This window comes from Intestinibacter sp., from assembly GCF_034113885.1.
Lineage (GTDB): Bacteria > Bacillota > Clostridia > Peptostreptococcales > Peptostreptococcaceae > Intestinibacter.
On record NZ_JAXEWM010000131.1, the window covers coordinates 1 to 14,149 of the forward strand.

Sequence of the window (14,149 nt, forward strand, 5' to 3'; positions counted from 1 at the left end):
GAAGAATTAAACATAACTGTTCCAGTTGCTCTTCACTTAGATCACGGTTCTTATGAAGGTGCTAAAAAAACTATAGCTGCTGGATTCTCTTCAGTAATGTTCGACGGATCTCATTATCCAATCGAAGAAAATATAGAAAAAACTAAAGAAATAGTTGAATTAGCTCATTCTAAAGGAATATCAGTTGAAGCTGAAGTTGGTGCTATAGGTGGAGAAGAAGACGGTGTTGTAGGAAGCGGTGAAGTTGCTGATCCAGCTGAATGTAAACAAATAGCTGATTTAGGAATAGACTTCTTAGCTGCTGGTATAGGTAATATACATGGTAAATACCCTGCAAACTGGGCTGGATTAAACTTTGAAGTTTTAGGAAAAATAAATGAAGCTACAGGAGATATGCCATTAGTATTACACGGTGGTAGTGGTATACCTGATGAAATGATAAAAGAAGCTATATCTCTAGGTGTTGCTAAAATAAATGTTAACACTGAATGCCAATTAGTATTCGCTGATGCAACTAGAAAATACATCGAAGAAGGAAAAGACCAACAAGGTAAAGGATATGACCCTCGTAAATTATTAGCTCCAGGATTTGAAGCTATAAAAGTTTGTGTTAAAGAAAAAATGGAATTATTCGGTTCTATAGGACAAGCTTAATTATAAAAAGTTAAAAATAAAGCAAGCGTATAAAGGAAGTAATACAAAATAGAGTAAAATCTATTTTGTATATACTTCCTTTTTAATTTAGATAAAAAATTATACACATACTATAAAATAATATTAAAATATAAGAAAGATTATTTATAAATACTTTTAAAACAAATAATTATAAAAAGGTGGAAAGGTAAAATGAAAGAACATGAACTAAAAAAACTGGTGAATGGCAACAAAGCTATTACGCTTATCCAATAGATGGATATGAATTTGAAGGATGGTATGAAAATAATAAAAAGGTTTCAGATGATGCTGTATGGATTGATGTTTATGGAACTAGTAGAAAATTAGTTGCCAAATTTTATAAAAAATAATAAAGAGGAACTTATTTAATGAAGTAAATTATCACAAAATATTTTAAATAAAAAGAGTGTTGAAAAATAGAGGAAATCCTATTCTACAACACTCTCTTCAATATTAAATATTATATAAACTCAATATATACTCTAAATCCACAAAAGGCTCCTCAGAAATAACTAATTCCTTCTCTGATTTAACATGATTTAAGTGTTTTCCAAAAATTGATTTTCTTACTACGCTAGCAGAAAATTCTCCCTCTTCATCAAATAAATCTTTTCCTATACACTCAATATCCCATTCCCTTAAGTGATTTTCTATATAAGGATTATTTTCCTCTACAACATATAATTTATCTACACTAGTAGCAAACTCTATCACCTTTTCCTCTGGTATAGGATTTACTACCTTTAAGTCTAAATAAGAAACTGTCTCGGCAAGCACTTCTTTTGTGTAGAAAGTGCATATTCCCGAACAGATAAATCCTACTTTGTCGCTATTATGCTCAATTTTATTTAAATCATCAGCCTCTGAAATATTTCTACAAGCTTCTATCTTATCCTTTATGCTCATTTCCATCTGCTGAACATTGGAAGCCTTTGGATCCTCACACACAACTATACCTGAAGAACACCCAACTCTAGCTGTAATTCTAAAAAGGACAGGCATTTTATAGGTTTTGCTAATTTCAAATGCTTTTATAAGCATATTTTTTGTGTCCCTACTAGAGCCCGGCTCCATAACTAGTAGATTAGATGATTTTGCTTTTTCTCTATTGTCGTTTATACCCTCCTTTGAAACCATCCCTGAATCATCAGTTAATACAACTACTAATCCGCCCTCAGTTTTTGTGCCTATATTTAATAAATTAGAATCCATCGTGCTACAGAATGTCAGAGTTTTCTTTCCAGTATTAGAAATTCTTATAGCCTGCTCTATATTTACATTTTCACTTATAGACATCTCTACTTCTAGGTCACTTTTAAAATCCTTTATCGATGCAAATAAGCTCGTCTTCAAAATAGAAGGATATGCACATACGACATCTACTCCTGCCTCGTAAATCCCTCTAGCAACAGATTCGTTCCCAGTTAAAAATTTTCTCATAATTATTTACCACCTTAAAAAAAAATAAAATTATTATAAATTATAACATTTTTTTACATAATTAAACATAAATCAAAAAATTTATATAAAAATGCTTTACAAAAAAGCGAGCCTCTAATTTGTAATAATTATAAATTTTAATTACTACAAATTAAAGGCCCGCAATTTTATTTTCTCATATTTACAAAATCTATAAACTATAGCCACTATTAAAAAACTATAGATTTAAATCTAATAAATTTATCAATTGTCTAGCTATAGAATTTAGACGCACCTATTAATTGTCTCTTAGAAACAATTTTGGCAAGATTTTTTAAAGAAGCGATTTTAATATCTTCAAAGCTTACTAAAAATACAAATTTAAAATCAGTAAATTCTTCATTTATATTATATACTTCAAAATAACATTTTATATTATCCATGCTATAAACATCTTGAAGTTCTGCTTCTATTTCATCTGTTGTGTCCTTTAAGAAACGTCTAACATCATCAAACATAATTTCAAAGAATGACTCGTCAACTGATTCTCCTAATTCTTCAATAGCTTCAAGTATTTCTGCTCTAGAAAATACTTTTTCTGATAATTCACAATCAAAAACCATTATGTTTTCTTGATTTATTGAATTAGATATATCTTGTAAATAACCAATATCTTGACGTTCTGCAAGAATGTCTTTTACCTCTTTACTATTTACGTGAAAGCTACCTTTTCGATTTTTTAATTTTAATTCTATCATTAAACTTCGCCTCCTTTGAGTAAGCTAACTTAATTATAGTTTATCAATAACACCTTTTATTTCTTTCCAGCAAGAAACTCTAATAATATTTTCATGCTCTACATTTTTATTGTAGTTACAATCAATTAATATTACTTTTATACCACCTTCTGCAAGATGTAAAGCATTTTTTGGATGGTCTTCTATAAATATATCACACTTTAGCTCTTTTGCCTTATCAAGTTTTTTATCTGTTCCAAGTAAATAAAGAGGTACATGAGATAGTTGTTGTTTTTTGAGCCAATTTCTCGTTATTTCTTCTAAATCAGCACTTCTTGCTGTTACAAAAGATAAATTATTCTCTTTATATAGTTCATCAATTACTTCCTTAGCTCCTTCAACAACCTTTGCTTCTGAATAAGAATTTAAATAATTTGAATGAAGTTTGTCTAACATGCCTTCTAAAGTATCTCCATATAGCTCTGCCCAAAACACAGTCGTGAAATCTTCTTCAGTTAGATTTCTATTGTAAATACTGTTTAAGTAAGGCATATAGTGATATGGACTAGTAACTGTTCCATCAATATCAATACATATATTTAAATTTTTCATATTTTATCTCCTATTTTTCTAAGAATTCATTATACCATATACTTTAGTATAATTCAAAAAAACATATATCTCCATACTTTAAAAAAATTTTATTAATTTGTAATAAATTCGGATAAAAAAATTGAACATCGTCAAACCTTTATAGTTATCGATGTTCAAATTTTTTATTTTTAACTATTTTCGATTTTTTTCTCTAAATTAGAAATTTTACTCTTATATTGATTTAATTTTTGATCTGAGTTATTTATATATTGTTTTACTTTTGGTATATAGCTAGTATTTTTTTCATTTAGTATTAAACTCACTTGTTCTACTGCTTTATATTTCATCTCGTATGCTTCCTTTACACATTGTAAACATTCCTTTAAAACCTCGGTATCTTGCTCTTGTGATAGTTGAGGAACCTCCATATCATCGTAAATCTCGATGACTCTTTCACACATATACATAGCCTTTTCTACTTTTTTCTTTACACGGTCTAAGTCCTTTAGATATGTTTGTATATCTTTGGTACAGGATACGCATTCCTTTATTGGATTTAAAGCAATATCCTCTATATCCCTGACATCTCTTTTAAAATGCTTTATCTTTAATAAATCATCTTCTCTTGTATCTAAAGATAAATTGGAATTATTGCAATTCATAACAAAAGAGCTCTCTATATCTTGTTCAAGTCTCTTAAGACCGCTTATATACATATTACTTATAACTAAAGTCGTCGCCAAAACGACATACATACAACCATAAATACAAGCTCTACTAAATTTCTTATAATTCTTAAAAAGTATCGTCAAAGGTATCAAATACAAAATTATAAATACTAATATCCATCTCATAAACTCTTCTCCTTGTCTATCGTTACAAATATATTAAGTTCCCATTTTCAAAATTAAACTTAAAATAATACAATGCATATTTTAGTATTTACAATTTTTATTAATATTAATCCATTATTTTTAAATTTTTATTAATCCAATACCTTAACTAATTTAAAATCTAGATAATCACTAGATGCAAGAATATATTCTATTCCATTTCTAATCCCTTTAAGTCCCATATCAAATGATTCTTTGCCATGCAAATGACCGTATATCACTTTTTTCACGCCGTACTTTTCATATAGCTTAGTAAATTCTGAATCCTCTAGCTCATCATTTGTAGGTGGATAATGAGTTATAGCTATTAGATTTTGATGTCCAGCATTTACAGCTGCTTTTATAGACATTTCTAATCTCAAAACCTCTCTTTTATATATCTTCATATCATTTTCATCAAACTTAACTTCATTTGGACAAAGCCAACCTCTACTTCCACATATAGCGTAATCCTTGTATGTAAAGTAACCATTTTGTATAAAATTCATATCCTCATCTTGATACATGGCGTTTACCTTAGAAAGTGAAGCCCACCAATAGTCGTGGTTTCCTTTTATAAAAATTTTCTTGCCTGGAAGCGCCTTAACTATATCTAAATCAGCCTTTGCCTCTTGTAAATTCATAGCCCAAGAAGTATCTCCAAGAACTAATACTGTGTCCTCATCGCCGACTACTTCTCTCCAATTTGTAATTATCTTTTCTTCGTGATTATCCCAGTTATCGCCAAATATATTCATAGGTTTAGGATTTTCCGTAGAAAAATGCAAATCGCCTATTGCATATAAACTCATAAATCGATCTCCTTTCATAAAAATAAAGCTTTTTATAATTTAAAAGCTGTCTCAAAATTTAAGACAGCCCCCTCCTGTTATTTTTCTATTCTATGCGTTTTAAAATCTTCTAAAATATAATCTATTTCTTCCTTTAAAGCAACTATTTCATCTATATCTCTCTCACTATCTATCTTGTCCAATCGTCTTTGATATTTAAGAGCACTGCTTATCTCTCCTAGATTATAAAGCTCTTGTATCTTCTTAAGCACATCCTTTAATGTAACAGACTTCGCTTGATACATTACTTGAGCCTTCATTATATCCTCTCTTATTTCACTCATTTCTTCATCTAATAAAAACGCCGCATCTGCTGCTTTTCTAAGTCTCAATGCAACATTTTCTGGTATATAATGCTCGTACTTATATTTTAGAGAATGCTCAATAGTCGCCCAGAAATTCATAGCAAGAGTTCTTATTTGTATTTCACAATGTATCTCCTTTGACCCTGCAATTGAATTTATAGGATATTTTATTATTAAATGATAGCTTCTATATCCACTTTCCTTGAAATTAGTGATATAGTCCTTTTCATTTATAACAGTCATATCTGTTCTATTTTTGATTAAGTCTACAATAGTATATATATCTTCAACAAACTGGCACATAATTCTTATGCCAGCGATATCATCTATATTCCCTTCTATATCATTGACATCTAATCTATTTGCTTTAGATATTATAGAAGAAATCTTTTTAGTTCTCCCCGTAACAAATTCAATAGGAGAATACTCACCCTTAGTTAAAAATTCTTTTCTTATATTTTTAAATTTTACTTTAAGTTCTTCAACTGCATGCTGGTAAGGAGCTAATATTTCATCCCATTTTTCGTAATTCATATTATTCACCCTTCGTCCAATAATTTAACAATCAAAACTATTTTACCATAATTTATTTTGTTTTTGTATAGTAAAGCAAATCTGAATCCTTTAATTCATAATCTATTTCATCTAAATCTGCTAAATAGCTAATAAAAGATACTAATGATGTTCTAAAGAAGTAGTATTCTTTATAATTGTAGGTTAAATTATTTTCTTTTATTATTTTCTTAAGTAAAACTTCTATATTCATAGGAGTTTTAATATTTTCTCTTATCTGATTTAGATATTTATGTACAGCTTCTCGATGTTTTCTTATCGAAATAATCGCATCATGCTTATCTAAAACATATTTGCCGTGAGCTAATACTAAATAATCAAAATCCAATAATTGAACCGTATTTAGAGAATTTAAATATTCATTTACATCCTGTAAAAATAAAAAGTCGTATTTACTTAAGGTTTCTTCACCTATCAACAAATCTCCTGCGAATAAAACTCTGTCCTTCGTTAGTATTCCTAAACTTCCAGGAGTATGTCCCTTTAAGCTAATAACCTCAAAATCTTCTCCTGCTATATTTAGATTACCTTCACTTATCGTTTTATCAATCAGTACTCTTTCGTTTTTTCTATGTGAAAGCTTTGCAATAAGAAATTTATTGCTTCTTCCACCTAAAATAAAATTCGAAAATAGCTCTGGTCTTTCTATAAATAACTTTGCATCATCTGAAGCAAAAATCTCAATGTCTCCATTGTTAGATTTTAACTGAGCACATCCGCCGTAGTGATCCTCATGCTCATGCGTATTTATAATATATTTTAATCTTATTTTCTCATTTTCAAACATCTCGAGCATTTTTTTAGGTCTTAGACCGCTAAGTCCAGGGTCTATTAACAATGCATCGTTATTTTCAAATAAATACACACCTGTATTAGTTCCACCCTTTACAAAATATGTATTTCCAAAAACCTCTTGTAATTTCATAAAAACTACACTCCTTGTAAAATTTCAGTCTTTTTAAGGCTCTTTTCCTATTATAACATGTAAATTTTTTTGATTCTATCTACTACTTTTCTATTATTCTCTTTAGTTAACCTAATTTTTATCTTATACGCAAAATCAGAATCCATCAGATACTCTATAAAATACTCAACTATTCCTCTATCTCTATAATCAATATCGATAAGTCCGCTACCTAAAATCCTAGAATCCAAACTCATTACTTCATCAGAAAAACTCAGCCTACTTTGCTTAGATAAATAATCTAACTCCGGCTTAAACTTTTCACAGTATTTTATAGAAAAATTAAGAACATCTTCACTTATATCTATACCATACATCTCTTTCAAAACATCTTTATATTCCATATTTTGCTTTATTACTCTCTGTAAGTTGTTATTATAATCATCCTTCTTCCAATGCCCAAATAACCTACAATTAAGCGGTCTAACCTCGTATATCAAGCATCTATTGTTATCATCCTTAAAAGGGCATGAATTCTTCTTTAATAGCTCTAAAAAATAATAATCGATTATTCTATCAATAGAAGCTCTCCTAAGCTCCTCTCTATATATTAAATGCTTGTATATATTTAAAAACTCTATTAAATTTATTCCTACAGATTCCATACAGCAATTTCCACATCCACTGCAATCGCCCTTTGGCAGCTTAGAATATATATCATTTAATTTCTTAAAGTATCCTTTTTGCTCACAAAACTCTATACTTTCTAGTATTTGAGATTTTTTTATACTAGCCATAATATTCTCCTCTTGTTATAATTATTTCGTTAATACAAAAACTTATTATAACATATTTTTGACTATAAATATCAGGAGGTAACGAAATGAATAGATATACTAAAATTATTAACATGATGGAAAGTTATTTTACTAAGGATTTTGAAAAAACTAAAAAAGGATTTACTAAAGTAAGAGAAGTCAAAGAAGAAACTGTTAGAAAGGCATTTTTAAAAGGAAATTGCGAGGTTTTAGTAATACTTGAAGATTCTGATAGAGAGATATTACTAGACGATTTTTCTTCTGATGAAGATATAAAAAAATACTTAGGTGCATCTTTTATAAATCCAAAGAGATAGTACATTTCTAAATATAAAATATGAATCCATAAGTTTAATGTTTTTGCTATAGTTAATTACAATTTTTCTATAGCAAAAACAAAATGTTATCAATTCATACTATTCTGTTTCTTTTTTGTTTCCAAATTAATCCATTTACTGTGATACAATATTAGAAAGTGTCTATAAAAAATAAATATTAAGTTAGTAAAAACAAACAATAGGAGGAATTACTATGAAAACGTTTAAAAAAATTCTAAGTATTGCAGTAGTAGTTTGTATGATGATATCTACAACTGGATTATTCCAAAATGTAGATGCTGCTAGTGTATACGGAAACTCTAATTCCAATATAAACAATGGTGGAGTAGCTGCTTATAAAAGTGGTTATAATTATGTAAGATCATCTAAACCAACTAATGTTCTTATGACATCTTACAATATCTACAAAATAAAAGGAACTAGTTCTACTAAAAAAATTATTGCAAATAATGCTTACTTAATGCCTTCTATAAATGTAGTTGGAAACTATGTTTATTATTTAGGTACATACAATAGTGGCGAAAGTGTTGGTATCTACAGAGTTAAAACTGATGGTACTGGAAAAACTAGATTAATAGGTAATGTTGAAAGTCCTTTTATAGTAAAAGACAGTGGTATATACTATATAAAATCAACTTATGACTATGACAAGCTATGCTACTATAGTATTTCATCTAAAAAGACAACTAAAACTCTTTACACTACAACTACAAGAACTATAGATGCTTTATCTATTTCTGGAAACTATGCGTATGTACTTGCAACAGGATATGAAAATCAATTAATCTACAAAATAGACACAAATACTAAATCAAGAACTACACTTAAAAAGTTAGTTACTTACACATTTGACGATGAAGATTATGATGATGATTACGACGATTCAGATATAGATTTTGATGAAGACTTTGATGAAGATTTTGATTGGGATGATTTCGAAGATTATGATGACGAAGAATACTCTATAGATCAAATGATTTACTATCAAGGATATATTTATTACATAGTTTCAGATTATGATGGTACAGAAGTTTATAAAATGACTGCTGATGGCAAAAATGAAACTAAAATAACTTCTTTAACAACTACTTCAATGAATCTATACAATGGTAAAATCTACTATGTAAACGCTAATAACAGTATTTGTCGTATGGATTTAAATGGAAAGAACAGAACTACTCTTAGAAAAGCTACAGATACATCTACAAAGCTTACATTAGCAAACGTTGGAATATGTACAGGAAATAGTAGAATATACTATATGTCATTAGAAATGGGAATTACAAGTGAAGGCGCTTACAGTGCAGCTATAAATGTTTATAGAATAAAATTAGACGGAACTTCTAGAAGCAAAATATAATTAATTTTTACATAAAAAAGTCACACTAATACTTAAGCAAGGGAGTATATACAAATTGTATATACTCTCTTCTTTTGTAAAAAAAGATGCACAATCTTAAATTGTACATCTTTTATATCTAAAATATTTTTATTTTACGAAATGAACTGCTCCATTTATTCCACCGTAGTTACTTGCGAAATAATTAGTAAATTCACTTACTGATTTTACTATTACGCTACCTTCTGGCATTCCGTTATATCTATAATTATCAGAATAGTATACTTTTCCATCTATTATCGCATGTATAAATAAAACATGTCCTACAGAGCTTGAAGATCTATAGCTTTTTGGGAAGCTTACAACGATGTTATATACATTTTTCCCACCGTTTGCATTTATTATCTTTGTAAGACAGCTTCTTCCAGAATATTTCTTTTGAACATATCCTGTACTAGTTGTAGCATTTGCTTTTAAGTTATAATACCATCCACTACCATTCCAATATGTATCTGGTACTTGGTATATCTTTAATGCTCTAAGTTGAGAATAAACATATAAAGAACATTGATGAGCAAAATTACTTCTTCCTGCTATTGACTTAGCCTTTGCATATGTAGAAGCTATTTGGCTTTTTATTTGGCTTACAGTTTTATTAGTTGTTGTTGAAGTACTTTCTTCAGTTGTTGTAGTTGATACTTTTTCTAATGTCCATATTTGTTTAGTACTTCCACTTGAATAAGTTTTAACACATACATTAGAACCATTACTACTTCCAGTAGCTGCTAAAACACAATTGTCATTTCCTGCTGAGCGGATAACATATCCTTTTGATACTTTTTGTAATATCCATAATTGAGTTCCATCGCCATCTGAATCCTTAGAGTATATGTTTACATTAGAACCAGATACTACACTACTTCCTTTAACATTGATTACTTTAGTTGAAGCGCATTTTGGTGATAACCAATATTGTCCTGATAATTTGCTTATTTTAAATGTTTGTCCTGATGTTCCATCCTTAGTATATATATTTACATTTGTTCCGTTGCTACTTCTGCTACCTGAAACATTTAAATATTTTCCACTATATACATTTTTTATACGATATGATCCTGTTGAAATACTCGATGCTGTATATGCATCAACTGTAGTTGGAACTGCAACCTGACAAACTATAGTACAAGCTATTAATATCGTACACACAAGCCTCTTCACTATATCTTTCACTTTTCCGATTCCTCCCGATTTTATATAAATTTGTTACAATTATTTTCTGTCTTTGTAAATTTTGTAACTTTTTTGTTACTTTTATAATATATTAAATAACAATTTATGTCAACATTGTAAGTTTTATCTTTTTTCAAATTTTTTTATTTTATTTGTATATAATTTATAAATTTGACCAATAATACTAGTGTAATTTAAATATTTAACTCAATCTCCCCCAATTTAATTGAGCTTTCATTCCCCCAAATGAAAGCTCTTATTTTTTAATACAACTTACTTAAATAGTTCTACTTATAATACTTAGCATACTTGATAAAACTTATCTTTATATGTTAATTTAAATATTATTAGATATAAACTTGGAGGAATTTATGATTAAAATAGGTAAGATAAATTTAGATTGTGATTTTGAATATAGAACAATTAGAGAAGAAGATGATGATTTAGATATATATGTAGATGTAAATTATAGATGCTTAGATATAGAGATAGGAGAGTCTAGCTTTTTTAACTCTAGGATTCAATTTCCATATGTAAGATCTATATTACTTAGAATAAATAAAAATATGGAAACTATAACAGTTCATCTAATGAGAGATATAGACCTTTTCTCTGCATTTGCAAACTTTGAATTAGATTTATCTAAGCATATTCTCTCTATAAAAAATCAATACGAAAAAGTAATACTTTCTAAAGTAGAAATAAAAGATTTTTAAAATAAATTGGGGGCCTTAATAGGCCCCCGTGTAAAAATGTATTACTTAAAATATAGCATCTTTTTTGTTTTTAGTCAATATTTTCCGAAAATTCTATAATTTTATTTTATAATACGATTTAAATTTATAATTGTCATACTATCTATATTAATATGCTTATTTATTGTATAATACTAAATAGATTTCTATAACAAATATCAAACTTAATTTATACATTATTTTTTTTATATGGTCAAATATTGTTTCCTATTTGTTATAATAAATTTATTAATTAATATATCTTTATGGATTGGTTCAATCCTCATTTAAAAAGAATATATTTTGATTATTTTTTAGATAGTTGAAAGGAGTTATTTATATGAGTTTATTAGTTTTTGGACATAAGAGTCCAGATACAGATTCCATATGTTCTGCTATTTCATTAGCATATTTAAAAAATCAATTAGGAGTTGAAGCTACTCCTTATGCTTTAGGAGAAGTAAGAAAGGAAGCTCAATATGCTTTAAATTACTTTAATGTTGAAGCTCCTGAAGTTCTTGAAGATGTAAAAATACAAGTTAAGGATTTAAGCTACGACAAAGTAAAATCTTTAAAACCTAGCGATTCAGTATTAAACGCTTATAATACAATGATAGAAAAAGGAACTAAAACTTTACCAGTAGTATCAGTAGATGGAAAATTCGAAGGTATAATCACTATGGTAGAAATAGCTAAAAGCTTAATGTACCAACATTTTAGAAAAGTTAACATACCTCTAGAAAATGTTTGTTATAACTTAAAAGGTGAAGTATTGGTAAAATGCAACGAAACTTTCGATGGTAGAGTAACTACTCTATCTTATGGAATAGAAGAAATAATGAATCTTCTAAATGAAGGTGATATAGCTATAGTTGGTAATAGATACGATATAATCGAATACGCTATAGATACTAAAGTTGCATTATTAATATTAACAGGAAAAACAACTCTTAACGATGAATTAACTGCACTTGCAAAAGCTAACAACGTTACAGTTATATCTGTTGATGTTGATACATACACTGCTTCAAACTTAATAAATCAATGTGCAGAAATAGAAGACATCATAACAAGAGATAATTTAGTTTTATTCAACGAAAACGACTACGTTGACGATGTAAAAGAAACTATGCTTAGCACAAACTTCAGAGCTTATCCAGTTGTTGACGATGAAGGTAAATTCTTAGGATTAGTTTCTAGAAAACATTTATTAAGTCCATCTAAGAAAAATGTTATATTAGTTGACCACAACGAATTTGCTCAAAGTGCAGATGGTATAGAACAAGCTAATATAGTTGAAATAATCGACCACCACAAAATAGGTGGTATATCTACTGATTTACCAATATCAGTTAAGGTTTCTCCAGTTGGATGCTGTTCAACTATTATATACAATTTATACAAAGAAAACAAAGTAGAAGTTCCTAAACACATAGCTGGATTATTATTATCTGCAATATTATCAGATACATTAATATTCAAATCACCAACTACTACTGAATTAGATAAAGAAGCTGTTTTAGAATTAGCTAAAATAGCAGGTGTTGACTACGAAGCTTATGGAATGGATATGTTCAAAGCTGGTACTTCTTTAGACGAATACTCTATAGAAGAAATAGTTAACATGGACTTCAAAGAATTCAATATGAGTGGAAACAAAGTTGGTATAGGACAAGTTATGACTTTAGATATAGATTCTATATTAAATAAAAAAGATGAATACTTATCATATATAAATTCTACTGAATACGATATGTTAGTATTAGCTATAACTGATATAATCAAAGAAGGTTCTTACTTACTATACAAAGCTAATGATTCAGTAATAGCTGAAGCATTCGGTGTAGATGCAGATCAAGGTGTATTTGCTGACGGTGTAGTTTCTAGAAAGAAACAATTAGTACCAAAATTAACCAATGCTGTAAAAAATATGTAATTTAATAAAAGCCTGTTCTCATAAAAATTGAGGATGGGTTTTATTTTTCCAAAAAAGCAAGAAAAGCTATTGCAAATTTACTAATTCACAATAACTTCTCTTAATATCTACAGTTTATATTTTGCCTTGTCACTCAGGTGTATATTTTTTGTGTTTTTAAGACTTCTTAAACTATTTTAAATGATGTTTATACAAATGTAAATAGTATTTTATTGCCAAACTAATTACATTTTTTCAACTTCTGGATATTCAACTCCGAAAGTTTCTACTGTCATAGCTTTTATTCTTTGGTCTTCAAGTGGTTTATCCATTCTATTTACTTTAACTGAAGCTATTTTATCAACAACATCTAATCCTTCTATTACTCTACCAAATGCAGCGTATTCTCCGTCTAGATGAGGAGCTCTTTGATGCATTATAAAGAATTGAGAACCTGCACTGTTTGGTTGCATAGTTCTAGCCATTGATAATACACCTTTTTCGTGTTTTAAATTGTTTGTGAATCCATTGCTTGAGAATTCTCCAGCTATAGAGTATCCTGGGCCACCCATACCGTTTCCATTAGGGCATCCACCTTGTATCATAAATCCTTTTATAACTCTATGGAATATTATTCCATCATAAAATCCGCTTTTTACTAAGCTTATAAAGTTGTTTACTGTGTTAGGAGCTATATGTGGGTATAATTCTGCTACCATTTTGTCTCCATTTTCCATTTCTATAGTAACTATAGGGTTTTTATTTTCCATATCGATTCTTTCCTTTCTTTTTTGAGTTTTCATATTTTATTATATACCATTTTATCTAAAAATAAATCCTAATTT

At 28.5% G+C, this 14,149-nt stretch carries 15 protein-coding genes; 5 read left to right on the forward strand and 10 right to left on the reverse strand.

Features of this window, described 5'->3' with window-relative positions:
• Positions 1-654: class II fructose-bisphosphate aldolase (locus tag SPD90_RS07965; protein WP_320924872.1), on the forward strand; the 654-nt coding region annotated here is incomplete at its 5' end.
• Between the two features lie 474 nt (positions 655-1,128).
• On the opposite strand, the gene SPD90_RS07970 is transcribed toward SPD90_RS07965, so the two are convergent.
• From SPD90_RS07970 to SPD90_RS08005, 8 genes are all read right to left on the reverse strand, one after another.
• A complete protein-coding gene (locus tag SPD90_RS07970; RefSeq protein WP_320627351.1) occupies positions 1,129-2,115 on the reverse strand; it encodes a hypothetical protein in 987 nt (328 codons plus the stop codon).
• 251 nt (positions 2,116-2,366) lie between these two features.
• Complete coding sequence (locus tag SPD90_RS07975; protein ID WP_320627352.1) at positions 2,367-2,852, reverse strand: hypothetical protein; 486 nt, start codon at positions 2,850-2,852, stop codon at positions 2,367-2,369.
• Between the two features lie 33 nt (positions 2,853-2,885).
• A complete protein-coding gene (locus SPD90_RS07980; protein ID WP_320627353.1) occupies positions 2,886-3,443 on the reverse strand; it encodes a 5' nucleotidase, NT5C type in 558 nt (185 codons plus the stop codon).
• Between the two features lie 170 nt (positions 3,444-3,613).
• Positions 3,614-4,279: a hypothetical protein gene (locus SPD90_RS07985; RefSeq protein ID WP_320627354.1), complete on the reverse strand. Its 666-nt coding sequence runs from the start codon at positions 4,277-4,279 to the stop codon at positions 3,614-3,616.
• A 131-nt stretch (positions 4,280-4,410) separates the two neighbouring features.
• A complete protein-coding gene (locus tag SPD90_RS07990; protein WP_320924873.1) occupies positions 4,411-5,109 on the reverse strand; it encodes a metallophosphoesterase in 699 nt (232 codons plus the stop codon).
• A 77-nt stretch (positions 5,110-5,186) separates the two neighbouring features.
• Positions 5,187-5,987, reverse strand: coding sequence for a GTP pyrophosphokinase (locus SPD90_RS07995; RefSeq protein ID WP_320924874.1), 801 nt, complete (start codon positions 5,985-5,987; stop codon positions 5,187-5,189).
• 52 nt (positions 5,988-6,039) lie between these two features.
• A complete protein-coding gene (locus SPD90_RS08000) occupies positions 6,040-6,951 on the reverse strand; it encodes an MBL fold metallo-hydrolase (protein ID WP_320924875.1) in 912 nt (303 codons plus the stop codon).
• Between the two features lie 50 nt (positions 6,952-7,001).
• Positions 7,002-7,727 carry a YkgJ family cysteine cluster protein gene (locus SPD90_RS08005; protein WP_320924876.1) on the reverse strand — a complete coding sequence of 242 codons (726 nt, stop codon included), beginning with the start codon at positions 7,725-7,727 and terminating at the stop codon, positions 7,002-7,004.
• Positions 7,728-7,813: 86 nt separating this feature from the next.
• Between SPD90_RS08005 and SPD90_RS08010 the strand changes: the two genes are divergently transcribed.
• Together SPD90_RS08010 and SPD90_RS08015 are read left to right on the forward strand one after the other, a co-directional pair.
• Positions 7,814-8,065, forward strand: coding sequence for a hypothetical protein (locus SPD90_RS08010; RefSeq protein WP_290686917.1), 252 nt, complete (start codon positions 7,814-7,816; stop codon positions 8,063-8,065).
• A 214-nt stretch (positions 8,066-8,279) separates the two neighbouring features.
• Positions 8,280-9,446 (forward strand): DUF5050 domain-containing protein, encoded by a 1,167-nt coding sequence (locus SPD90_RS08015; protein ID WP_320924877.1) that lies wholly within the window; start codon positions 8,280-8,282, stop codon positions 9,444-9,446.
• A gap of 129 nt (positions 9,447-9,575) precedes the next feature.
• On the opposite strand, the gene SPD90_RS08020 is transcribed toward SPD90_RS08015, so the two are convergent.
• Complete coding sequence (locus tag SPD90_RS08020) at positions 9,576-10,655, reverse strand: RICIN domain-containing protein (RefSeq protein WP_320924878.1); 1,080 nt, start codon at positions 10,653-10,655, stop codon at positions 9,576-9,578.
• 371 nt (positions 10,656-11,026) lie between these two features.
• Here SPD90_RS08020 and SPD90_RS08025 point away from each other — a divergent pair, with 371 nt between their 5' ends.
• Both SPD90_RS08025 and SPD90_RS08030 read left to right on the forward strand, forming a co-directional pair.
• Positions 11,027-11,371, forward strand: coding sequence for a hypothetical protein (locus tag SPD90_RS08025; protein WP_320624447.1), 345 nt, complete (start codon positions 11,027-11,029; stop codon positions 11,369-11,371).
• Positions 11,372-11,729: 358 nt separating this feature from the next.
• Positions 11,730-13,325 (forward strand): putative manganese-dependent inorganic diphosphatase, encoded by a 1,596-nt coding sequence (locus SPD90_RS08030; RefSeq protein WP_320624446.1) that lies wholly within the window; start codon positions 11,730-11,732, stop codon positions 13,323-13,325.
• 224 nt (positions 13,326-13,549) lie between these two features.
• Here SPD90_RS08030 and SPD90_RS08035 read toward each other — a convergent pair whose 3' ends face one another.
• On the reverse strand, positions 13,550-14,074 hold the full coding sequence (locus tag SPD90_RS08035) for a peptidylprolyl isomerase (protein WP_320624451.1): 525 nt from the start codon (positions 14,072-14,074) through the stop codon (positions 13,550-13,552).
• Positions 14,075-14,149: the final 75 nt, after the last annotated feature.

Bases quoted from the DNA above. Each gene is read 5' to 3' on its own strand.
- SPD90_RS07970 (WP_320627351.1), bottom strand. From the start codon at position 2,115: ATGAGAAAATTTTTAACTGGGAACGAATCTGTTGCTAGAGGGATTTAC.
- SPD90_RS07975 (WP_320627352.1), bottom strand. From the start codon at position 2,852: ATGATAGAATTAAAATTAAAAAATCGAAAAGGTAGCTTTCACGTAAAT.
- SPD90_RS07980 (WP_320627353.1), bottom strand. From the start codon at position 3,443: ATGAAAAATTTAAATATATGTATTGATATTGATGGAACAGTTACTAGT.
- SPD90_RS07985 (WP_320627354.1), bottom strand. From the start codon at position 4,279: ATGAGATGGATATTAGTATTTATAATTTTGTATTTGATACCTTTGACG.
- SPD90_RS07990 (WP_320924873.1), bottom strand. From the start codon at position 5,109: ATGAGTTTATATGCAATAGGCGATTTGCATTTTTCTACGGAAAATCCT.
- SPD90_RS07995 (WP_320924874.1), bottom strand. From the start codon at position 5,987: ATGAATTACGAAAAATGGGATGAAATATTAGCTCCTTACCAGCATGCA.
- SPD90_RS08000 (WP_320924875.1), bottom strand. From the start codon at position 6,951: ATGAAATTACAAGAGGTTTTTGGAAATACATATTTTGTAAAGGGTGGA.
- SPD90_RS08005 (WP_320924876.1), bottom strand. From the start codon at position 7,727: ATGGCTAGTATAAAAAAATCTCAAATACTAGAAAGTATAGAGTTTTGT.
- SPD90_RS08010 (WP_290686917.1), top strand. From the start codon at position 7,814: ATGAATAGATATACTAAAATTATTAACATGATGGAAAGTTATTTTACT.
- SPD90_RS08015 (WP_320924877.1), top strand. From the start codon at position 8,280: ATGAAAACGTTTAAAAAAATTCTAAGTATTGCAGTAGTAGTTTGTATG.
- SPD90_RS08025 (WP_320624447.1), top strand. From the start codon at position 11,027: ATGATTAAAATAGGTAAGATAAATTTAGATTGTGATTTTGAATATAGA.
- SPD90_RS08030 (WP_320624446.1), top strand. From the start codon at position 11,730: ATGAGTTTATTAGTTTTTGGACATAAGAGTCCAGATACAGATTCCATA.
- SPD90_RS08035 (WP_320624451.1), bottom strand. From the start codon at position 14,074: ATGGAAAATAAAAACCCTATAGTTACTATAGAAATGGAAAATGGAGAC.